Source organism: Arthrobacter oryzae (assembly GCF_030718995.1).
GTDB classification, from domain to species: Bacteria; Actinomycetota; Actinomycetes; order Actinomycetales; family Micrococcaceae; genus Arthrobacter; species Arthrobacter oryzae_C.
This window is the reverse complement of record NZ_CP132204.1, coordinates 3,094,543-3,115,978: the sequence shown is the minus strand read 5'-3', so window position 1 is coordinate 3,115,978 and position 21,436 is coordinate 3,094,543. Positions and strand designations below refer to the sequence as shown.

At 65.7% G+C, this 21,436-nt stretch carries 17 protein-coding genes; 10 read left to right on the top strand and 7 right to left on the bottom strand.

All coding sequences use genetic code 11. The annotated features are described in order from the left end of the window. Window positions 1-34: 34 nt before the first annotated feature. The 4 genes from Q8Z05_RS14265 to Q8Z05_RS14250 are packed head-to-tail and all read right to left on the bottom strand — an operon-like array spanning window position 35 to window position 3,851. Entirely contained in the window at window positions 35-1,318 is a 1,284-nt protein-coding gene (locus Q8Z05_RS14265) for an adenylate/guanylate cyclase domain-containing protein (protein ID WP_371745860.1), read from the bottom strand. Further along, a complete protein-coding gene (locus Q8Z05_RS14260) occupies window positions 1,308-1,937 on the bottom strand; it encodes a PH domain-containing protein (RefSeq protein ID WP_305940271.1) in 630 nt (209 codons plus the stop codon). The genes Q8Z05_RS14265 and Q8Z05_RS14260 overlap by 11 nt, the downstream gene beginning before the upstream one ends. Beyond that, complete coding sequence (locus Q8Z05_RS14255; RefSeq protein ID WP_305940270.1) at window positions 1,930-2,910, bottom strand: biotin--[acetyl-CoA-carboxylase] ligase; 981 nt, start codon at window positions 2,908-2,910, stop codon at window positions 1,930-1,932. Before Q8Z05_RS14255 ends, Q8Z05_RS14260 begins: the two co-directional genes overlap by 8 nt. Before the next feature lie 50 nt (window positions 2,911-2,960). After that, window positions 2,961-3,851, bottom strand: a complete 891-nt coding sequence (locus Q8Z05_RS14250) for an SDR family oxidoreductase (protein ID WP_305940269.1) — start codon at window positions 3,849-3,851, stop codon at window positions 2,961-2,963. Between the two features lie 205 nt (window positions 3,852-4,056). Between Q8Z05_RS14250 and Q8Z05_RS14245 the strand changes: the two genes are divergently transcribed. The 4 genes from Q8Z05_RS14245 (at window position 4,057) to Q8Z05_RS14230 (ending at window position 9,296) form a co-directional block, all read left to right on the top strand. Beyond that, entirely contained in the window at window positions 4,057-5,640 is a 1,584-nt protein-coding gene (locus Q8Z05_RS14245) for an acyl-CoA carboxylase subunit beta (protein WP_305940268.1), read from the top strand. After that, window positions 5,637-5,888, top strand: coding sequence for an acyl-CoA carboxylase subunit epsilon (locus Q8Z05_RS14240; RefSeq protein WP_305940267.1), 252 nt, complete (start codon window positions 5,637-5,639; stop codon window positions 5,886-5,888). The genes Q8Z05_RS14245 and Q8Z05_RS14240 overlap by 4 nt, the downstream gene beginning before the upstream one ends. A 97-nt stretch (window positions 5,889-5,985) precedes the next feature. Beyond that, window positions 5,986-7,671: a DUF885 domain-containing protein gene (locus tag Q8Z05_RS14235; RefSeq protein ID WP_305940266.1), complete on the top strand. Its 1,686-nt coding sequence runs from the start codon at window positions 5,986-5,988 to the stop codon at window positions 7,669-7,671. A 176-nt stretch (window positions 7,672-7,847) separates the two neighbouring features. Beyond that, a complete protein-coding gene (locus Q8Z05_RS14230) occupies window positions 7,848-9,296 on the top strand; it encodes a dicarboxylate/amino acid:cation symporter (RefSeq protein WP_305940265.1) in 1,449 nt (482 codons plus the stop codon). A 27-nt stretch (window positions 9,297-9,323) separates the two neighbouring features. Here the strand turns inward: Q8Z05_RS14230 and Q8Z05_RS14225 are convergent, their stop codons facing one another. Then, a complete protein-coding gene (locus tag Q8Z05_RS14225) occupies window positions 9,324-9,875 on the bottom strand; it encodes a hypothetical protein (protein ID WP_305940264.1) in 552 nt (183 codons plus the stop codon). A gap of 182 nt (window positions 9,876-10,057) precedes the next feature. Here Q8Z05_RS14225 and Q8Z05_RS14220 point away from each other — a divergent pair, with 182 nt between their 5' ends. Next, the gene (locus Q8Z05_RS14220; RefSeq protein WP_305940263.1) at window positions 10,058-10,723 is read left to right on the top strand and encodes a TetR/AcrR family transcriptional regulator; all 666 of its coding nucleotides are present in this window, start codon (window positions 10,058-10,060) and stop codon (window positions 10,721-10,723) included. 1 nt (window position 10,724) lies between these two features. Next, complete coding sequence (locus Q8Z05_RS14215) at window positions 10,725-13,268, top strand: MMPL family transporter (RefSeq protein WP_305940262.1); 2,544 nt, start codon at window positions 10,725-10,727, stop codon at window positions 13,266-13,268. Window positions 13,269-13,289: 21 nt separating this feature from the next. Here the strand turns inward: Q8Z05_RS14215 and Q8Z05_RS14210 are convergent, their stop codons facing one another. Beyond that, window positions 13,290-14,681, bottom strand: a complete 1,392-nt coding sequence (locus tag Q8Z05_RS14210; protein WP_305940261.1) for an HNH endonuclease — start codon at window positions 14,679-14,681, stop codon at window positions 13,290-13,292. A gap of 99 nt (window positions 14,682-14,780) precedes the next feature. On the opposite strand from Q8Z05_RS14210, the gene Q8Z05_RS14205 reads away from it, so the two are divergent. The 3 genes from Q8Z05_RS14205 (at window position 14,781) to Q8Z05_RS14195 (ending at window position 18,271) form a co-directional block, all read left to right on the top strand. Next, window positions 14,781-15,470, top strand: coding sequence for a Maf family protein (locus tag Q8Z05_RS14205; RefSeq protein ID WP_305940260.1), 690 nt, complete (start codon window positions 14,781-14,783; stop codon window positions 15,468-15,470). A gap of 193 nt (window positions 15,471-15,663) precedes the next feature. Continuing rightward, on the top strand, window positions 15,664-17,448 hold the full coding sequence (locus Q8Z05_RS14200; protein WP_305943574.1) for an acetyl/propionyl/methylcrotonyl-CoA carboxylase subunit alpha: 1,785 nt from the start codon (window positions 15,664-15,666) through the stop codon (window positions 17,446-17,448). Between the two features lie 91 nt (window positions 17,449-17,539). Further along, window positions 17,540-18,271 carry a glutamine amidotransferase gene (locus Q8Z05_RS14195; protein WP_305940259.1) on the top strand — a complete coding sequence of 244 codons (732 nt, stop codon included), beginning with the start codon at window positions 17,540-17,542 and terminating at the stop codon, window positions 18,269-18,271. A 70-nt stretch (window positions 18,272-18,341) separates the two neighbouring features. Here Q8Z05_RS14195 and Q8Z05_RS14190 read toward each other — a convergent pair whose 3' ends face one another. Then, window positions 18,342-19,754 (bottom strand): MFS transporter, encoded by a 1,413-nt coding sequence (locus tag Q8Z05_RS14190; protein ID WP_305940258.1) that lies wholly within the window; start codon window positions 19,752-19,754, stop codon window positions 18,342-18,344. A gap of 269 nt (window positions 19,755-20,023) precedes the next feature. Between Q8Z05_RS14190 and Q8Z05_RS14185 the strand changes: the two genes are divergently transcribed. Beyond that, a complete protein-coding gene (locus Q8Z05_RS14185) occupies window positions 20,024-21,436 on the top strand; it encodes an MFS transporter (protein WP_305940257.1) in 1,413 nt (470 codons plus the stop codon).

The following is a 21,436-nucleotide window of genomic DNA, read 5'->3' as shown; positions in this document are numbered from 1 at the left end:
TCCGACTATGTCATAAGACCATCAATTTTAGAAACTAGTCCAGGACCAGGCCGCGGCCGCTGCCGCGCTGCAGCAGCACTGGGTGGATCTCACCAAAACCGCGGACCTCTTCTGCCTTCTGCGGCACCAGCACAAACCGCTCGTCGTGTTCCAACGCTGCTGCCGTCATTGAATCAACAAGCACAGTGCCGGGGTCGGCAAGTGCGGTCAGGCGGGCTGCGAGGTTAACGGTGGGCCCGTAGATGTCGCCGAGGCGCGAAAGAATCCGCCCCCAGACCATCGCAACCCTGGCTTCGGGCAGGATCTCATCCTCGGTGAAGGCTTGGGACAGTGCGAGGGAGATTTCGGCCCCGGCCGCCGGTGTCTCGGCGATATAGAGGACTTCGTCACCCACTGTTTTCACCAGCCGGCCGCCGCCCACCGAAATGATCTCGGCGCACTTGTTCTCAAAGCGCTGCACCAGCTGCGCGAGCGTCTTCTCGTTCATGCGCCGCGACAGGGAGGTGTACGAAACCAGGTCGGCAAAGCCCACGGCGCGCGCCAGCGGCAACGGCGCGTCATCCTCGTCGCCCTCACGGCCCTCTTCGCTGGCCTGCAGTCCGGCCTCGGCCCGCACGGCAAGACGCTGGACACCGGCGTTGAGCTGCCGGCGCCAGGAGTAAACCAGCATCTCCTCCAGGGCATCGACCAGGGACGGAAGCTGGTTGACCAGGCGCTTGCGGGCCACGGCGTCCGGGACACCCTGCCGGTGGACCATGTCCTCCACCAGGGCTTCGATTTGCCACACCACCATGCGGTCAGTCATCTGCCCGATGGCACGGGTCACCGAAATTGCCGCTTCTTCGGTGAGCTTCCCCGAGCGCACCAGATCAACGACGGTGGACAAAGCCGCCTGGTCGCGCTCAGTGAAGGCAACATCCTCGTCGCCGAGGTTGGGAAAGCCCAGGGCGCGCCAAAGCTTGCGCGCGGACAGCAGGGAAAGCCCCGCCCCGGCCGCCACTTCACGGCGGCGCAGCTTGCGCTCACCGCCCAGGAGCCTGGCCTCGAGCGCCTTGGCTGCGAGCCGTTCTGCAGAGAGGGTTCCCGTGGGGGGAGCGGCGGGGTCGCCGGGCGGGTCACCTTGCACCGGCGTTTGAAGCACGGTCGTTTGAAGCACCGGCTCCTCGACCGAAGCAGTGTCCAAAGTGGCCGTATCCAGGACGGCTGCTTCCAGGGTTGCTGTCTCCACTACGGCGTCGGGTGGCGATGGCAGCTCAGACGGCTCTGCCTCGTCCACTGCTCCGGCGTTGTCACCCGGTCCGGCGTTCTCAGCGCTCATCTGCTCCACCTTCTCTCGTATCCCACGTCTGTCCCACACCCCACGGCCGGTAGTGCGCCGCATTCCCGCTCATGTCCTGCGCCGCCCGGTCTGCCTCGAAGATCATGCCGGCGGGCAGTTCATCGATGGCGTCCAGGACGAAGTTTCGAAACCTCACAGCCTCCGGAACATCCGGGATCACGGCTTCGGCACCATGCCCGGTATCCAACGATATATTCCCGGAACGCAATATGCGTTGCCACAACGACTGGCTGACACCCACGTGCTGCACGGAAGCGAGGGAAATCTGCATGTCCCTCCTGCGCAACATGCCATAACGGGCAACTATCCGCCGGCTGGTCAGCACGTACTGCGTTGCGTGCCACTTGAGCACCCGCGGCAGGCAGTACCCCAACAGTATCCACGCAACTCCCCCGGCGCACACTGCGACAAGCCATAGGGTCCACTCCCCGGTTATCGCCGGAACCAGCCCGGCCGGGCCGCCTTTCACGATCCATGCACTGGCGTACGCACCGACGGCAGGCACGACGATGAACAGCAGCCCCGGAAAGAAGAGCTTCCGGGGCTGTGGCCGGGTGACAGTGATGACCTGTTCGCCCGGCAGGAGGTCTTTACGCATATCCGCTTTCGGAGGCGCCAGTCCCTGGCTCGGCTGCCGTTCCGCTGCCCGACCCTGGCGGTGTCCACGGCCGGAGGTGGACGACGTCGCCGGCCGTCACGACGTGCTCATGCCTGGCCGCGTCCACCACCAGGAGGGAGCCGTACTCGTCCAGGCGGGAGGCATGGCCGATGATCTCATGGTCGCCGGGAAGCTGGGCGCGCACTTGCTTGCCCAGCGTGGACATCACCGATTCGACCCTCTTGTGCAGCGAGGGTCCGCCGGCCAGCCCTGCGGCGGGGTCGCCGTCGGCATTGCAGAAGCTGCGGTAGAGCGCGGCAAAGCGTGAAAGGTAACTCTTGAGCAGCGCGGTCCGGTCGACAGTCCTGGCATTTTCCAGCAGGACGGACGTGGCCGTGGGGACCGGGAGCTCCGCGGCCGTCAGGGTCACATTGAGGCCCGTGCCGAGGATCACGGGCGGAACGGTGCCGTCCCCCATGGGTCCCAGCTGCGCCAGGATGCCGGCAATCTTCCTGCCCCGCACCATGACATCGTTGGGCCACTTGATCTCGGCAGGGATGCCCGCCGTTTCCAGGAGCGCCTCACGCAGGGCGAGGGCCGCGAGCAGCGAGAACCAGGAGTAGGTATGCGTGGGCAGCGGCCGACCCTCCGCGTTCACCGGGCGGAGCACAATCGACACCAGAACTGAACTCAGGGGCGGCGCCTCCCAGTGCCGGTCCAGCCTGCCGCGGGCGGCCGTCTGGTGCTCCGCCGTCAGCACGGACAGATCCGGCCACGCGCGGGGATCCACGGTGACGCCCTGCAGGAGGTCGGCGTTGGTGGACCCTGTCGAGTCCACCACTGTGAGCTGCGTGATGCCGTTGGCAGCCAGGAAATCCTCACTGCCCAGCTCACTCCGGTTGAGTCCGGCGCGGGCCTCGGAAGGCTGTGGGTTGATCGGGTCCTGGCCGTCGGCGGGCTGTGGGGCGTCCATAGTTGAATCCTACCGAGTTGGCGGGGCCGCGGCGGCGGGCCGGGCGGTTCTCAGAGGAAAATGTCAGGGACCAGCCGGTCCTCCGGCGCGCCGAGGCTGTACGGGGAAAAATCGGCCACCCCCGCCGCGGCGAGCACCTGTTCATCCGTATAAAAATTGCCGCTCCGCTGGTCCTCCCCTCCTGCCAGGTTGCTTCCCGTCAGCACGGCATGGGCTGCATCAGCCATGATCTCCGGCCCGCGCGCAGCCTTGACGATGTTCTCGCCGCCGGGCATGTTGCGGATGGCTGCCGTATCGATCAGGGTGCAGGGCCAGAGCGAGTTGACGCTGATGCCGTCTTCCTTGAGTTCCTCGGCCAGCCCGAGGGTGGTGAGGCTCATGCCGTATTTGGCCATGGTGTAGGCAAGGTGCATTCCCGCCCACTTGGGGTCAAGGTTCAGGGGCGGCGAGAGAGTCAGGATGTGGGCGGACGTCGAACGGCGCAGGGCGGGCAGCGCCAGCTTGGACAGCAGGAAGGTGCCCCGCACGTTGATGTCCTGCATGAGGTCATAGCGCTTCATGTCCACGGCGTCGGTCTTGGACAGATCAATCGCGGAGGCGTTGTTGATCACAATGTCGATTCCGCCGAAGCGTTCGACGGCGGCGGCAACCGCCCCGGCGACGTCGTCGTCATTGCGCACATCGCCGACGATCGGGAGCGCACGGCCGCCTGCCGCCTCCACCTGTTCCGCAGCGCTGAAGACGGTCCCTTCGAGTTTCGCGTGCGGCTGGCCGGTTTTTGACATCAGCGCTATGTTCGCTCCGTCGCGTGCGGCGCGAAGGGCAATGGCCAGGCCGATGCCGCGGCTGCCTCCCGACATCAAAATAGTGCGTCCCTGAAGGGAACCGGCGGCCTGGTACGGCCCTGCGGCGGTGCCCGAAGCATCGTTGCTTGAAGTCATAAGGACACTCTAACCGAAGTATGTTACCGGCGGGTAACATGCTGCCCGGTGTCCATCGACGGCAGAAAATTGTAGGTTTTCTACAGCGGTCCGGGCCATTTGCGTCACTAGACTAGCCAGCAGGGTCCTGTTTTTGTGCGGAAGCTACTTAAGCGCCGTCGCGACGCAGGCCAGCGACCATCAGCTACAGAGCCGGAGATACTTGATGAGCCACGATCTGACAACGACTGCGGGAAAGATTGCAGATTTCCGCGACCGCCAGGCGCGTGCCGAGCAACCATCCGGCCCCGAGGCCATCGAAAAGCAGCATGCCCGCGGCAAGAACACTGCCCGCGAACGCATCGACCTCCTCCTGGACGAGGGATCCTTCGTCGAGTTCGACGCCCTGGCCGTCCACCGCTCCACGGCCTTCGGCATGGAAAAGAAGAAGCCCCTCGGCGACGGCCTGGTGTCCGGCTACGGCACGGTGGACGGCCGTCCCGTCGCCGTGTACAGCCAGGACTTCTCGGTGTACGGCGGCTCACTCAGCCAGGTCAACGGCGAGAAGATCGTCAAGGTCCAGGAATTCGCGCTCCGTAACGGTTGCCCGGTAGTGGGCATCCTCGACGGCGGCGGGGCCCGGATCCAGGAAGGCGTCGCCTCCCTGGCCATGTTCGCGGACATTTTCCGCAACAACGTCCACGCCTCCGGCGTCGTCCCGCAGATTTCCCTCATCATGGGCCCTTCCGCCGGCGGAGCCGCGTACTCCCCGGCCCTGACCGACTACGTGGTCATGGTGGACAAGACCTCCCACATGTTCATTACCGGCCCGGACGTGATCAAGACCGTCACCGGCGAAGACGTTGACATGGAAACCCTCGGCGGCGCACGGCAGCACAACGCCACCACCGGCACCTCCACCTACCTGGCGGCGGACGAGGCGGACGCCATCGAATTTGTCCGCGAACTCCTGGACTTCCTCCCCTCCAACAACCTGGCCGAAGCCCCGGTACTGGAGCACCAGCAGGACCTGGAGGTCGACGGCGACGACCTCGCCCTGGACACGCTGATTCCGGATTCCGCCAACCAGCCCTATGACATGCGCAAGCTCGTTGAGCAGATCGTGGACGACGCCCATTTCCTGGAAATGCAGGCCCTCTACGCCCCGAACGTGATGATCGGCTACGGCCGCATCGAGGGGCATACGGTGGGCATCGTGGCCAACCAGCCGATGCAGTTTGCCGGCACCCTGGATATCTCGGCTTCCGAAAAGGCCGCGCGCTTCGTCCGGCACTGCGACGCCTTCAACATCCCCATCATCACCCTGGTGGATGTGCCCGGCTTCCTTCCGGGCAAAGACCAGGAATTCCAAGGGATCATCCGCCGCGGCGCCAAGCTCCTGTATGCCTACGCCGAGGCCACCGTCCCCAAGCTGACCGTCATCACCCGCAAGGCCTACGGCGGAGCGTACATCGTCATGGGCTCCAAGAAGCTCGGCGCCGACCTGAACCTGGCCTGGCCCACGGCCCAGATCGGCGTTATGGGTGCACAGGGTGCCGTTAATATCCTGTACCGCCGCGAGCTTGCCGCAGTCGCGGAGGCCGGCGGCGACGTCGAGGCCAAGCGCGCCGATGTCATCCGGCAGTACGAGGAAGAACTCCTCAACCCCTACCAGGCGGCCCAGCTTGGCTACGTGGATGCCGTCATTGCGCCGTCCGAAACCCGGGTTCAGATCATCAGGGGCCTGCGTGCCCTTCGGGACAAGCGCGCCAGCCTGCCCGCCAAGAAGCACGGGAACATTCCGCTGTGACCCCGGAAGTGGAGCCCGCCGGGAACGCGGCAGCGCCTGACACGGCGGCCGAGGAGCCGTTGTTCTCCGTGGTCAAGGGCGAACCGACGGACGTGGAACTGGCGGCGCTGGCCGCCGTCGTACTCTCCCTCGGCAGCGCCGAGCCGGAAGGCGATGCAAAGCCCAGCGTCCGCCATTGGGTGCGGCGGCAGCAGCTGCGACTGGCCCCCACTCCGGGACCGGGAGCCTGGAAGCGGAGCCGGGGCTAACGCCTGCGGCTCCGCGGCCAGACCGCCGCGGCTAACTGACACACCGAAAAGTTCAGTGAGTCTTTCATAACTGGGACTGCCCCGTTAGTCTCGTGGGGTGACTACCGAAACCGCCGCCTCCGCGCGCCCCCAAACAGCCATCGACGCCGTCGCAGACGCCTATACGGACACCCTGATCAGGCTTAACCCGAGCTTTGCCACCACGCTTGGAGTGCCCGGCCACGAAACTGAGTTCCAGGATTTCTCGCCCGCCGGCATCGAAGGGTTCATCGCGGCGGCGCGGGAGGCACTCAATGCCCTGGACGGGCTGGAGCCGGTCGACGACGTGGACGCCGTCACCCTCGACGCCATGCGTGAACGGCTGGGGCTGGAGCTGGAAATCCACGAATCCGGCTGGGATGCTGCCGACCTGAACAACATCTCCTCGCCGGCGCAGGACATCCGCGCCATCTTTGACCTGATGCCCACCGATTCCGCGGAACACTGGGAGCACATCGCCGGCCGCGCCCACAGTGTTCCCGGCGCCATCGAGGGCTACATCGAGTCGCTGCGGGCCGCCAAGGATCAGGGCAAGGTCTCCGCTGCCCGGCAGGTGTCCATCGTCATCGAGCAGGCCACCAAATACGCCGCTGAGGACGGATTCTTCGCCAAGATGGCCGCCGGGGCCAAGACCGCGGACGGCCCGCTGTCCGCGGAACTGCAGGCAAAGCTCGACGACGGCGCTGCCGCCGCCCGCGCGGGGTACGAAAAACTCGCGAACTTCCTGTCCGACGAGTTGTTGCCCGTGGCCCCGGCCAAGGACGCGGTGGGCCGGGACCGCTATGCGCTGGCCTCGCGGGTATTCCTCGGCGCGACAGTGGACCTCGACGAGACCTACGCCTGGGGCGTCCAGGAACTGGAGCGCCTCATTGCGGAACAGGAACGGGTAGCGGACGAAATCCGGCCCGGCGCTTCCGTGGAGGAAGCCAAGGCCGTCCTGAACAGCGATCCCGCCCGCCAGCTGAAGGGCACTGATGCCCTCAAGGCCTGGATGCAGGGACTCTCGGACAAGGCGGTGGCGGATCTCGCCGGCGTGCACTTTGAGATCCCGGAGATCATGCAGACCCTCGAATGCCTGATTGCCCCCACCGACGAAGGCGGCATCTACTACACCGGCCCCTCCGACGACTTCAGCAGGCCGGGCCGGATGTGGTGGTCTGTTCCCCCGGGCGAGGACACGTTCACCACCTGGGCCGAGACCACCACGGTGTTCCACGAGGGCGTACCGGGGCACCACCTCCAGATCGCCACGGCCATCTACCGCCGGGAGCTGCTCAACAAGTGGCGCCGCAACGTCTGCTGGACTTCGGGCCACGGCGAAGGCTGGGCACTCTACGCCGAAAAGCTGATGCAGGAGCTGGGGTACCTCAAGGACCCCGGCGACCACATGGGCATGCTGGACATGCAGCGGATGCGGGCGGCCCGCGTGGTGTTCGACATCGGTGTGCACCTGGAGCTGGAGGTTCCGGAACGCTGGGGCAGCGGCACCTGGACGCCGGACAAGGGCTACGACTTCCTGAAGCAGAACCTGGCGATCAGCGAAGGCCAGCTCAACTTCGAATTCGCCCGCTACCTCGGGTGGCCGGGCCAGGCGCCGTCCTACAAGGTGGGCCAGCGCCTCTGGGAACAGATCCGCAGCGAGCTCGAAGCCCGGCCGGGCTTCGAGCTGAAGGCCTTCCACACGAAGGCGCTGAACATCGGTTCGGTTGGCCTGGACACCCTGAAGCGGGCGCTGCTGGGGTAGTTACCTGCCGCGGCGCGGGGCGAGACGTTTGCCACACGCTGCCCGGGAATAACTTCACAAACGGGCAGTCTTCCGGCGTACTTCCAAGGGTTTTGCCGCCGGAAGCGGAAATTTGGCCCGTAACATTTCTCAACATCCGTTCGTCGTGATACGTCGGCCGGTCCTAGCGTGTTCGGGTGACCACTCAAACCAGCACCCCCTCCCCCGCAGGAAAGACCGGCTTCCGGCTGCCCGCATGGGCCGGCTCGTTCGGCTTCCAGATCATCGCCGCCCTGATCGTGGGCCTGGGCCTTGGCCTTCTGGCCAAGTACACGGGCAGTACAAAGGCGAGCCCCAATGCCCTCGGCGCCACCCTGCAGACCATCGGCTCGAGCTATGTCTCGCTGCTGCAGACCGCCGTGGTCCCCCTCATCTTCACCGCCGTCGTGAGTTCCATCTCGAACCTCCGACAGGTCTCCAACGCCGCCAAACTGGCGTGGAACACGCTGCTCTGGTTTGCCATCACGTCACTGATCGCGGTGCTCATCGGCATCGGACTGGGAGTGCTGCTGCAGCCCGGCGCCAGCACAGGCATCACCCAGGAAGCCAAGTACTCCGGCAAATCGGGTGACTGGTGGGCCTTCCTTATCGGCCTCTTTCCCAAGAACTTCCTCGGCCTGGGCGCCAGTTCCACGGTTGCCGAGTCAGGCGCTGTGACCACCGCCGTCAGCTTCAACGTCCTCCAGATCCTGGTGATCGCCATCGCCGTCGGCGTGGCCGCACTGAAGGTGGGCAAGGCCGCAGAGCCTTTCCTGACCCTTAACGCCTCCGCCCTCGCAGTCATCCAGAAGGTCCTGTGGTGGATCATCCGGATTGCACCGCTGGGCACGGTGGGCCTGATCGGCAACGCCGTGGCCGTCTACGGCTGGGACACCATCGGCTCGCTGGGCAAGTTCACCTTCGCCATCTATGTCGGCCTGGCCCTCGTTCTGTTCGTGGTCTACCCGGTCCTGATCCGCACGCACGGGCTGTCGGTCAAGCAGTACTTCTCCGGCGTCTGGCCCGCCGTGCAGCTGGCCTTCGTTTCACGCTCCTCCGTGGGCACCCTGCCGCTGACCCAGCGCGTCACCGAACGCAGCCTGGGCGTCCCCCGCGCCTATGCCTCCTTCGCCGTGCCGCTGGGAGCCACCACCAAGATGGACGGCTGCGCTGCGATCTACCCGGCGATCTCCGCGATCTTCGTGGCCCAGTTCTTCGGCATCCAGCTCGACTTCAGCCAGTACCTCCTGATCGCCCTCGTCTCGGTCCTGGGCTCGGCGGCCACCGCCGGCACCACCGGTGCCGTCGTCATGCTGACCCTGACGCTCTCCACGCTGGGACTGCCGCTGGCCGGCGTCGGCCTCCTGCTGGCAATCGACCCGATCCTGGACATGGGCCGCACGGCCGTCAACGTGGCCGGGCAGGCACTCGTCCCCACGATCGTCGCCAAGCGCCAGGGCATCCTGAACGAGACGCTGTACAACGCGCAGCGCAACGGTGACCCGTTCGCAGACGACTCCACCGATGCAGCCACAGACCCCTCGGCCGACGACGCCGGAGCTTCTAAGGGTGCGAACGGACGCGAGCTGGCCGGCACCAAGGCTTAGAAACCACCCGGCAGATGTGCTGCGGGCCTAGCGGCCTCCGCCGCCAATCACGCCCTGCTCAACGGCTTTGGTGACGGCGTCCGCTTCCGCCTGGGTGAGCTTGCCGTCCGCGACCGCCTTGTCCAGCCGGGTTTTCAGGGCCGCAGCCCGCTCGGACCGCTCCTCTGCGCGCAGTTCCTCAATGGCTGAGGTGACCTTGGATTCCTCAATGCCAAGCGACTCCGCGAGGGATTTGGCCAAGGCTGCTTCCATGGCTTCCCGGTCCGGCTTCTCGCCGTCGGCCGGCCGCGTGGCCGGCTTGTTGGCGTCACGGAACGACTTGAGCGCCTCGGTGACCTTCGCCTCGTCCACGCCAAGTTTGGCAGCGAGCTCCGATGCCTGCACACCTCCGCCGTGTCCGTGCCGGCCGCCCTTGTGCCCGCGGTCGGGATGGTCAGTGTTGGCATCGGCAGATGCGCTGGCCGACGGATTTGGAGTCGGCGTGGTGGCTGCCGATGCGATTCCGCTGACTCCGATCCCGGCCACGGCAACCAGGGCAACGGCGCCCAGGCCGAGGCCCAATTTCTTCCTGTTAGACATGGCTCGTCTCCTCGATCCGCCGCGGCAACACGGCTGCTTCCGGTGGCAGGTACAGATCGCCTACCTTCCCCAAGGGTCCGGCAGCCACATAAGGATGAGCTGTCATAAAGCTGTCAAGAACCTGTGAATCGGACCAAGGTAGAAACTTGCACGGAGTGTAAATATGCACGTAGTGTAATGCCGTGCCCCACTCTCAAACCACCCCTGCGCCTACCTCGCGACGGGAGCTCAACAAGGCCGCCACGCGCCAGGCGATCACCGACGCTTCCCTCCAACTCCTGCGCAGCAAGGGGCCGGGGAACTTCACCGTGGAGGACATCGCCGATGCTGCCGGTATCTCGCGGCGCACGTTCTTCAACTACTTCAGCAGCACGGAGGCGGCACTGGCGTCCGTGACCCACGGTTTCCTGGACAACGCCCTGGCTCAATTCCGGCTGAGGCCCGCTGATGAACCCATCCTGGAGTCGGCCCGGGCGGCCCTGATCCAGCTGGCGGACCCCATGACCGTGGCCCCCATGGCCGAGCTGTACAGCCTGTCGCAGTCCAATCCGCAGCTCAACCGCTCCGAACTTGAAGCCTGGGACCACTGCACCGCGGAAATCATCGACGCCGCCCGCGAACGGTTCGCCCGGAACCCGGGCGCGGAACTCAACGAACTCTATCTCCGCGCGTTGGCTGGTTCCCTGATCTCCTGCGGTAAAGCTGCCATGGACGTCTGGTCCGAACAGCACGGCGGATCCCTCACGCCGGAATCCCTGGCTGCCCTCCGGCAACTCCTGATCGATTCCATGAGCCTGCTCAGCTCAGGCTTTGCGCCCACCGCCACCCTCTCCACAGATCGGCACTGACATGGCACTTTTGCTCTACCGCCTCGGCAAGTTCTCCTACCGGCACCGCTGGCTTGTCATCTCCGTGTGGCTCGCCGTGATGGTGGCCGTCGGCGGAGCGGCAGCCGCCTTCCATGGCACTCTGTCCAACAACTTCCAGATCCCCGGCACGGAAACCCAGCTGATGGCGGACAAGCTCAAGAAGGAGCTCCCTTCCTCCTCCGGCGGCTCCGCGAGCGTGGTGTTCGAAGCCAACGACGCCCGGTTCAGCCAGGCCGGGAAGGACGCCGTCGCGGCTGCGCTGACCAAGCTCAAGGCCCTTCCCGATGTCCAGGGCACAGTTGACCCGTTCGCAACCCAGGCCCAGCTTGATAAGGCAGCCGCGGATCTCGCCGCCGGGCAGGAGCAGTCCGCCTCCGGCAAGGCCCGGCTCGACCAGGCAGCGGCCGAGCTGGCAGCAGGAAAGGCCCAGTTGGAGGCAGCGGAACAGCAGATGGCCGCGGCCGGTATGCCGGCCGCCGCGATCGAGGCACAGCTCGGCCAGCAGAAGGCAGCCCTGGCGGAAGGCCAGGCCAAGCTCGACGCCGGCACCAAGGACCTGGAAGCCGGTGAGGCAAAGCTGGCGCTCGGCGAGCGCCAGCTGCAGGCCTCGGAGGGCCTCCGTTTCGTCTCCGAAGACGGCAAGGCCGCCATCGCCCAGGTCCAGTTCAAGACCTCGATCAACGGCCTGAATCCGGACGTCCGCCAGGAAGTCCAGGACATCGTCAAGGAGGTGTCCGCCGCCAACGTGACAGCCCTCCCCAGCAAGGAAATCAGCGAGGACATTTCCGAGCTGTTCGGCACCGCCGAGATTATCGGCATCGCGGTCGCAGCCCTGGTCCTGGTCATAATGCTCGGGACCCTGGTTGCGGCAGGACTTCCCCTCCTGATGGCCGTCGTCGGCGTCGCCGTCGGGGTAGGCGGCACCTTCGCACTGAGCGGCACCATGGACATGAGCTCCGTCTCCCCGATGCTGGCGCTGATGCTGGGCCTCGCCGTCGGGATTGATTACTCCCTGTTCATCGTCAACCGTCACCGCAGCCAGCTGCTCGCCGGCGTGGACCCGGAGGAATCCGTGGCCCTGGCCACCGGAACGTCCGGCAATGCCGTGCTCTTCGCGGGCCTGACCGTCATCATCGCCCTTGCAGCCCTGGTGGTCCCGGGCCTTCCGTTCCTGGCCGTCATGGGTCTCTCGGCAGCCGCGACGGTTGCCGTCGCCGTCGTCGTGGCCCTGACCCTGACGCCTGCTGTCCTGTCCCTGGTGGGCCGGAAGCTGATCTCCAAGCGGGCCTGGGCCAAGGCCGAGAAGCACAACGCCGCGCCCGGCCACGAAACCGAGGACCGGGCCAAGGACGAGTACCGCAGCAGCCACGGCTGGGGTGGCATTGTCACCAAACACCCGTGGCTCGCGCTGCTGGCCGGCGTGGTCCTGCTCGGCGTGGTGGCCCTGCCCGCCAGCCAGCTCCGGCTCGCGCTGCCGGACGCCAGTTCCGAACCGGTCGCCTCGCAGGCGTTCAAGGCCTATGACGTCACCAAGCGAAGCTTCGGCGAAGGCATGACGGGCCCGATCATCGTGGTGGGCGACCTTCCCGGGGGCCTGAGCGAAACCGAGGCTCAGGCGAAGCAGTTGGACGTCGCGGACATCCTGCGTGAAACCGGAAATGTCACGGCCGCGGTTCCGCTGGCCCTGAGCGAGGACCGCCGCACAGCGGTGTTCCAGGTAATCCCGAATGAAGGGCCGGCCAGCGCAAGCACCGTCCAGGTCGTATCCGAACTCCGCGCCGAAAAGGGCCAGATCAGGGACTCCACGGGCGTCACCATCGGACTTACCGGACAAACCGCCGGCAACGTCGACGTGTCCACCAAGCTCGGCGACGCTCTGCCCCCGTATCTGGCAATTGTGGTTGGCCTTTCGCTGATCCTGCTGCTGCTCGTGTTCCGCTCCATCTGGGTGCCGCTGCTGGCCACCGGCGGCTTCCTGCTGTCGCTGGCAGCCGCGTTCGGTGCCGTCGTGGCTGTTTACCAGTGGGGCTGGCTCGGCGCCGTCTTTGGCGTCGAGAATCCGGGTGCGGTGCTGAGCTTCCTGCCCATCATCCTGATCGGTGTGCTGTTCGGACTGGCCATGGACTACCAGGTGTTCATCACCTCCGGCATGCGCGAATCGTTCATGCATGGTGAATCCGCGAAGCACGCGGTCCGCAGCGGGTTCAGCCATGCCGCTGCGGTGGTGACCGCCGCCGCCATCATCATGGTCAGCGTCTTCGCGGGCTTCATCTTCTCGCACCTGAACATGGTCCGGCCGCTCGGCTTCGCCATGGCCTTCGGCGTGCTGATTGATGCCTTCGTAGTCCGGATGACGATCGTCCCGGCGGTGATGTACCTCCTCGGCGAGAAGGCCTGGTGGCTGCCCCGCTGGCTGGACCGCATCCTCCCGGACGTGGACGTGGAGGGCGCGAAACTCCGCAAGGACGATACCTCGGCAGTCCTCCCTGTCGAAGATGAGGACGCAGTCGCCACGGCACGCTAAGTTCACTGCGATCCACGCAGATCAACAAGCCGTCCGCTGATCACTTTGATCACCGGGCGGTTTTGTTGCGTGCATAACGGCGTGACTGAACCTTGCCCCGGGCAGCGGGGGTGCTGTTGAGAAGTAGGTGTGGCCAGTGGGGATGGTGACCTCAATCGTGTGCCTGGGTCCCGGCCGTGCACGTGAAGCCCAGCCCGGCGTTTCCTTGGTGTGATTGCAGGCTTCGCAGAGCCCGGCGCCGTTGGCCTGCGTTGTAGCGCCGCCACCGTGCCAAGGGACGACATGGTCCAGATGGCGGATGGGGGCGTCGCAGTAGGGGGTGCGGCAGGTGTCGTCCCTTGCCTCGATGAAGCGACGGAGTCCTGCAGGGAAAAGCCGGGCGCGGGAATCCATCGCCACCAACTCCCCCGAAGCAGGGACGGTGTACAGGCGACGGATCCAGGTGTGGAAAGCTTGGTCCCGGATAGCAGGCGCAGCTCCGCCACGGTCAATGATGCTTCTGGCCCAGCCGCCGGGAACCACGCCATAGCCGGGGAGGCGTGCCGGTTCTCCGTCACCTTGAAAGAGGGTCCGATCAGTCATGACGAGCTGGATTTCGATGCCGGTGATCCCGCCGGGGGTGCCGGTGATCCGCTCGACGAGGCCATCAGCCATGATCTGCCCTCGCGAACGCTGATCGCCGTCTGAACGGAGGGAATCGGCCTGCCGCGTCAGGGCAGTATGGACGGCCACTCCTTGGGCCACCGGCAGCAGGGCAGTCAGGTAGCACATGGTGTCCGGAGCCGGCCGCAGGCTGACGTGCCTCCCCGTTGCGGCGTGGGCCGCACGTTGTGTAACGGAGCGTGGGTCGCGACGATAGGCTGCGGTCCGGACCGCGGCGACGATCCCCCGGTCACCGGCACCGTCAAAGGTCCCGGTGTCGGGAGCGAGCTCCTCATCGACGTTACAACGGTCCGCTGCGGACAGGCAGGCCGTTTCGCGCACCAACAACGTGGCCCGCCACTCATTCAATTGCCCGGTCTCCAGCGCTGCGAGGGTCCGCGGCATCTCAGTCACCAAAGCCCTGGCCAGACCCAACAACCGGCTTCCCTTGGCCGGGGATTCGCGACGGGCAAGGGCAATCTGTGCTCCGACGCCCGCCCCGAGCTGGTCAGCAGGGATCCCGGCGTCGGACTGCTGCCGGCGCTGCAGCTGGTCAAACGCGACAGACAGCCGGGCCTGACGTGCAGCGAGGGCAGACTTTTGATCTTCCAAGGTCCGAATCTCATCAATGAAACGGGCAGCGTCCAACTCAGGCGTGCCACCGCACAGCGCTACTACTGCACCTTCCGCTGCGGGCCTCTGAACGCACCTGCAGGCGCAGCCGCACCCTGCTGCTGCCGGATCCGTTTCCAGTCCTTGGTTCCCGTCCATGAACCAACTATCCCGCCGACCTCCGACAATAAAGCCGAGCGATAAGCCCAAGCGATCAGGCCGAGCGACAATCAAGCCCGCGGGAATTAGGCTGGACCGGTGACCCGCCTGATTCTTGCTTCCCAGTCCCCTGCCCGCACCAAACTTCTGAGCCACGCCGGCATCCGGCACGAGATCCTGGTCTCCGATGTGGATGAAGACGCGGTCCAGTCCCGCTACGGCGTGACGGACCCGCACGACACCGCCCTGCTGCTGGCGCGTGCCAAGGCGGAGGCGGTCGCCTCGCTGCCCGAAGCGGAGGGCGCCTTGGTGCTCGGCTGCGATTCAGTCTTCGAGTTCGACGGCGAGGCGCACGGCAAGCCTTACACGGCCGACGTCGCCAAGGAGCGGATGCTGCGCATGAGCGGCGGCATGGGCGTGCTGCACACGGGCCACTGGCTGGTGGACTGCCGCGACACCGACCCCGACGAGTCGGAGAACAGCGCCGGCCCTGCCGCTGGCTCCGGCGCCACGCTTGGTTCCGTGACCTCTGCCGAGGTCCATTTCATGGAGATGAGCGGGGACGAAATCGATGCCTACATCGCCACCGGCGAGCCCCTCCAGTGCGCCGGTTCGTTCACGATCGACGGCTACGGCGGGGCCTTCATCAGGAAGGTCGACGGCGACCCGCACACCGTCGTCGGGCTCTCCATTTCAACCCTGCGCGGGCTGCTCGCCCAGGCGCAGGTGGGCATCACCGAGCTGTGGACCGGAGGCGCCATTGACCCCGCAGAAGTCCGCGCTGAGTGAGCCAATTCGCACCTCTTTGTAGCTTCCCTACAAAGGTTAGGAGCTTTACCCGCGGAATCCGCAAGTAATATCGGCGGAACCCTCAAAATCGCGCTAGGCTCCCTGAAGGAAAGAAGGAGACGCCTTGTCAGCAAATACGGAGCAGTCCGCAAGTCCAGAGCAGTACACCGCCCCCAGCAACGCAGGTGCCGCCCTGACGAGCTCCAAGCGGCTCAGCAAAGTCCTCATCGCCAACCGTGGTGAAATCGCTGTGCGCATCATCCGCGCCGCCCGCGACGAAGGCATCGCTTCCGTTGCTGTCTATGCCGATCCGGACCGTGACGCCCTGCACGTGCGCCTCGCGGACGAAGCATATGCGCTGGGCGGAAACACCGCTGCCGAGTCCTACCTGGTGATGGAGAAACTCATCGAGGTGGCCCACCAGTGCGGCGCTGACGCCATCCACCCCGGCTACGGCTTCCTCGCCGAGAACGCGCAGTTCGCGGCCATGGTCATCGGCGCCGGCATCACGTGGATCGGCCCCTCCCCGGAAGCAATCTCCGCCCTGGGCGACAAGGTCCAGGCCCGGCACATCGCCGAAAAGGTGGGCGCACCCCAGGTCCCCGGCACCGCTGATCCGGTGGAATCCGCCGAGGAAATCCTCGAATTCGTGGACAAGTTCGGCCTGCCCGTAGCCATCAAGGCAGCTTTCGGCGGTGGCGGCCGCGGCATCAAGGTGGCCCGCACCCGCGAGGAAGTCCCGGAACTCTTCGAATCAGCTGTCCGCGAGGCTGTGGCCGCGTTCGGCCGGGGTGAATGCTTCATCGAGCGCTTCCTGGACGCACCCCGGCACGTTGAAACCCAGTGCCTGGCCGACGCCTACGGCAACGTCGTGGTGGTTTCCACCCGCGACTGCTCGCTGCAGCGCCGCAACCAGAAGCTTGTGGAAGAGGCGCCGGCCCCCTTCCTCACCGAAGAGCAGAACCGCCGCCTCTACGAATCGTCCAAAGCCATCCTCAAGGAGGCCGGCTACCTCGGCGCCGGAACCTGCGAATTCCTTGTGGGCCAGGACGGCACCATCTCCTTCCTCGAGGTCAACACCCGCCTCCAGGTGGAGCACTGCGTCTCCGAGGAAGTCACCGGAATCGACCTGGTCCGCGAACAGTTCCGGCTGGCCCGCGGCGAAAAGCTGGGCTACGACGATCCCGAGATCCGCGGACACTCGATCGAATTCCGCATCACCGGCGAGGACCCGGGCCGCAACTTCATGCCGGCGCCGGGCACCATCAGCACCCTGAAAAACCCCACCGGCCCCGGCATCAGGATCGACTCCGGCGTGGAGCAGGGCGACGTCATCAGCGGCAACTTCGACTCGATGCTCTCCAAGCTGATCGTCACGGGTGCAACGCGCGAACAGGCGCTGCAGCGATCCCGGCGCGCACTGGAGGAGATGGTGGTCGAGGGCATCCCCACCGTCATTCCCTTCGACCTCGCCGTGGTCACCAACCCCGACTTCGCACCGGCGGAGGGACCGTTCAAAGTCCATACCCGCTGGATCGAGACGGCGTTCGTCAACAACATTCCGGCGTGGACGCCCACCGGCACCGACACTGAAGCGCCCGACGCCGGCGATCGCCAGCGTGTCGTCGTCGAGGTGGGCGGCAAGCGCCTTGAGGTGGTTCTGCCGGCATCGCTAGGCTCGTTCAGCGCCGGCGGCGGCTCCGCCAAGCCGGCCAAGGCGAAGAAGCGCTCCCGTTCGGGCGGACCGGCTGCAGCGGCCGGCGGCAACGCGCTGACATCCCCCATGCAGGGAACCATCGTGAAGGTGGCCGTCGCAGAAGGTGACGTTGTTGCGGAAGGTGATCTCGTCGTCGTGCTCGAAGCGATGAAGATGGAGCAGCCGCTTACGGCGCACCGGGCGGGCACCATCACCGGGCTGGCCGCCATCGCCGGCGAGACAGTCTCCGCCGGTGCCGTGATCGCCACCATCGAGGACTGACCCCAACGGGCCGGCTTCCCTCCATACTGCATTCCGAGCCGCCCCCGGCGCGCCCATAGCGCCCGGGGGCGGCTCCGTGCAGACTAAGCGTGTGAAGCCATTTCTACTGCTTGCGTCGCGCGCCGAGGACAAGGCCGCCGAAGAGGAATACGAAGCCTACCTGCGCTTTGGCGGACTCAAGCCAGCGCAGTTGCGGCGCATCCGGATGGAAGCCGGCCCCCTGCCGGAGCTGGACCTCTCCGACTACTCCGGAGTGATTGTTGGCGGCAGCCCGTTCACCTCGAGCGACCCGGCAGACCAGAAGAGCCCGGCCCAGCACCGTGTGGAGCATGAGCTCCGCCTGCTGCTGGACCGCATTGTGCCGGCGGATTTCCCGTTCCTTGGGGCCTGCTACGGGGTGGGCACGCTGGGCCTGCACCAGGGCGCCGTCATCGACAGGACCTACGGTGAGGGGCTGGGCGGGACCACCATCAAGCTGACGGCGGACGGCTTGCAGGACCCCCTCCTTCGGGGCCTGCCGGAAAGCTTCACGGCCTTCACGGGACACAAGGAAGCCTGCACCGTCCTCCCTTCCCACGCGGTGCTGCTGGCCAGCTCGGCGGCCTGCCCGGTGCACATGTTCCGGATCAAGGCCAACCTGTACGCCACGCAGTTCCACCCCGAACTCGACGCGGACGGGCTGATCACCAGGATCGATATCTACCGCCACGCCGGCTACTTCCCGCCGGAATCGGCCGAAACACTCATGGAGAACGCCCGGCAGTTCACCGCCACGGAACCGATGAAGATCCTCGGCAACTTCGTGCAGCGCTACGCGCGGTAGGGGCGGGAAATGAAAGATGCCCTGCACCCCGTCAAGGGGTGCCGGGCATCTTTACGCGGGCGGAACGCGGTCAGGCTACGTTGTTCTCGTAGTCCAGATCGCGGGTTTCCTTGCTCATGAAGAGCGCAATGAGGGTCAGCACCGCCATGGACGTCAGGTAGATACCCACCAGGACGGGGCTGCCGTCAGCCAGTTCCCAGAGCGCGACGGCGATAAACGGCGCCACCGCTGCGCCCAGGATGCTGGAGACGTTGTAGCTGACGGCGGAGCCGGTGTACCGGACGTTCGTGGGGAACAGTTCCGGCAGCAGGGCACCCATGGGGCCGAACGTAAGCCCCATCAGGGAGAAGCCGAGGATCAGCAGGCCCATGGTGCCCACAAAGCCGCCGCTGAACAGCGGGACGAACAGCAGGCCGAAGACGAAGATTCCGCCGGTCACGGCAAGCAGCATCTTGCGGCGGCCGTACTTCTCCGCCAGCGGTCCGGAGACCAGGGTGAAGATGCCGAAGAATACGACGCCGGCAATCAGCATCCACAGGAAGTCGTTGCGCGTGTAGCCCAGGCCGGGGACGAACGCGGCAGCTGCGGCCTCGGTCATGGGCTTCCCGGCCTTTTCGGCAGCCGCCTTGGCGGCGTCCAGCGTCGCCGGACGCGTGCCGTAGGTCAGCGTGAACGTGGTCATCAGGTAGAAGAGCACGTACGTGGCCAGCATGATGAACGTGCCCAGGATGAGCGGGCGCCAGCTGGTCTTGAAGACGCGGGCCAGCGGGAGCTTGGCAACCTCGTTGCTTTCCAGCACCTTGGTGAAGGCCGGCGTTTCAATGAGCTTGAGGCGGACGTAGAGACCAATGATCACCATGACGGCGCTGAGCAGGAACGGAACCCGCCAGCCCCACGCTTCGAATGCCTGCGGCGACAGCGTGTAGCTGGCTACCAGGAAGATGACGTTGGCAATGATGAAGCCGATGGGCGCACCCAGCTGCGGGAACGTGCCGTAGATGGCGCGCTTGTTGGCAGGGGCGTTCTCGGTGGCCAGGAGGGCTGCGCCGCTCCATTCCCCGCCGAGGGCCAGGCCCTGGGCGAAACGCATGACCACCAGCAGGGCCGGAGCCCAGAAGCCCCAACCCGGAACCAGTGCCGTGGGGAGGCAGCCGATCAGGAACGTGGCGATGCCCATGGTCAGCAGCGAAGCCACCAGGGTGCCCTTGCGGCCGAATTTGTCGCCGAAGTGGCCGAAGACAATCGAGCCGAGCGGGCGGGCGATGAAGGCGACGCCGAACACGGCGAAGGAGCTCAGCAGCTGGGTGGTCTCGTTCTGTCCCGGGAAGAACAGCTTGGGGAATACGAGTACAGCGGCAGTGGCGTAGACGTAGAAGTCGTAGAACTCAACGGTGGTACCGACGAGGCTGGCGACGATCACGCGCCCGCGCGAGTTAACCTGTTTGGCTGACCCCGGCTGCGGTGAGGTTGCAGTGGATGACATGTAGTAACGCTTTCGTGAGAAACCGGGCGGGCGCCCCAAAAAGACTGCCCGGCTAAGGGATACGTATCTCTCAATAATAGTTCCCGCCGTCCAACGACTGGACAAAGGGTCCACTATGCGGACTTTTTGATTTGTCTCACTAACTGCGCCTCACACCGTCACAAAAGCCCCGATAGGCAAACTTCACAGCACGTTAACAAACGGCGACGCTTCACGAAACGCGCGCTCCCTACCTTGGAAGGACAACAAACCCCCGAAGGAGGTACACCGTGACTGTTGACCGCACGGCAGAGGCCGGCGCACAGCCCGGCACTACCCGCACCGTTCACGCCCCCGCCCTTGAAGTCCGCCCCGGCCGCTGGATCGCCAACTGGGATGCCGAGAACAAGGAGCAGTGGGAGACCCAGGGCCGCTCGATCGCCCGGCGCAACCTGAACTGGTCCATCTTCGCCGAATTCCTCGGCTTTGTCGTCTGGCAGCTCTGGTCCATCGTGGTGGTCCAGCTCCCCGCGGCAGGCTTCACGTTCACCACGTCCGAAATCTTCTGGCTGATCTCCATGCCCAGCCTGGTGGGTGCCACCCTCCGCATCCCCTACACGTTCATGGTCCCGAGGTTCGGGGGCCGCAACTGGACCATCGTCTCGGCCCTGCTGCTGCTCATTCCTTCCATTGGACTCGCCCTGTGCGTCTCCAACCCTGAAACTCCGTTCGGCGTCATGCTCCTCGTGGCAGCCCTGGCCGGCTTCGGCGGCGGCAACTTCGCGAGTTCGATGGCCAACATCACGTTCTTCTACCCTGCCCGCGAAAAGGGCTGGGCCCTCGGCCTGAACGCCGCCGGCGGTAACCTCGGTGCCGCTGTCGCACAGCTTGCCGTCCCCATCGCCATCACGCTCCTGGCCGCAGGCAGCGTCAACCTGCCCATGGCCGGATGGATGTGGGTCCCGCTCATCCTCGTCGCCGCATTCGGCGCCTGGAAGTACATGGACAACCTGACCAGCGCCAAGGGTGACGTGGCCGGCTCGGTGGCTGCGCTGAAGGAACCGCACCTGTGGATCATGGCGCTGCTGTACATCGGCACCTTCGGTTCGTTCATCGGCTTCGCCGGTGTGTTCCCCAAGCTCATCAAGGACTACTTCCCCGCTTTCTCCTCCATCGGAGTAGGCACCGTGGCACTGTCCCTCGCCTTCCTCGGCCCGCTGGTGGGTTCGCTGGCCCGCCCCTACGGCGGACGCATGGCGGACCGGATGGGCGGCGCCCGCATGACAGTCGCAGCCTTCGCCTCCATGGCGGTCATCACGCTCACCATGATCTGGACCCTGCCGCTGAAGAATTTCTGGCTCTTCCTGGTCCTCTTCCTGATGCTCTTCACCGCCAGCGGCTTCGGAAACGGCGCCACCTACCGGATGATCCCCATCATCTTCGCCACCAACAGCCGGGCAGCCCGCAACGGTGCCAGCTCGGTGGCAACCCAGCGCCTGGCTTCCTCGGCCCTGGGCCTGATCTCGGCAATCGGCGCCTACGGCGGGTTTGTTATCCCGCAGGTGCTGAACGCCTCCAACACGGCCAGCGGTTCATACACCCCCGCTTTCTACGGCTTCGTCGGGGCCTACGTCCTGATGCTCGTGGTCTGCTGGGCCTGCTACATCCGCAACGCCAACCGAAATGCGATGGGACACGTCTAA

What these genes read in the sequence shown, in the direction of transcription:
- Q8Z05_RS14255 (WP_305940270.1), bottom strand. Translation starts at nt 2,910, where the DNA reads ATGGACGCCCCACAGCCCGCCGACGGCCAGGACCCGATCAACCCACAG.
- Q8Z05_RS14265 (WP_371745860.1), bottom strand. Translation starts at nt 1,318, where the DNA reads ATGAGCGCTGAGAACGCCGGACCGGGTGACAACGCCGGAGCAGTGGAC.
- Q8Z05_RS14250 (WP_305940269.1), bottom strand. Translation starts at nt 3,851, where the DNA reads ATGACTTCAAGCAACGATGCTTCGGGCACCGCCGCAGGGCCGTACCAG.
- Q8Z05_RS14210 (WP_305940261.1), bottom strand. Translation starts at nt 14,681, where the DNA reads ATGGACGGGAACCAAGGACTGGAAACGGATCCGGCAGCAGCAGGGTGC.
- Q8Z05_RS14260 (WP_305940271.1), bottom strand. Translation starts at nt 1,937, where the DNA reads ATGCGTAAAGACCTCCTGCCGGGCGAACAGGTCATCACTGTCACCCGG.
- Q8Z05_RS14225 (WP_305940264.1), bottom strand. Translation starts at nt 9,875, where the DNA reads ATGTCTAACAGGAAGAAATTGGGCCTCGGCCTGGGCGCCGTTGCCCTG.
- Q8Z05_RS14190 (WP_305940258.1), bottom strand. Translation starts at nt 19,754, where the DNA reads ATGTCATCCACTGCAACCTCACCGCAGCCGGGGTCAGCCAAACAGGTT.
- Q8Z05_RS14215 (WP_305940262.1), top strand. Translation starts at nt 10,725, where the DNA reads ATGGCACTTTTGCTCTACCGCCTCGGCAAGTTCTCCTACCGGCACCGC.
- Q8Z05_RS14245 (WP_305940268.1), top strand. Translation starts at nt 4,057, where the DNA reads ATGAGCCACGATCTGACAACGACTGCGGGAAAGATTGCAGATTTCCGC.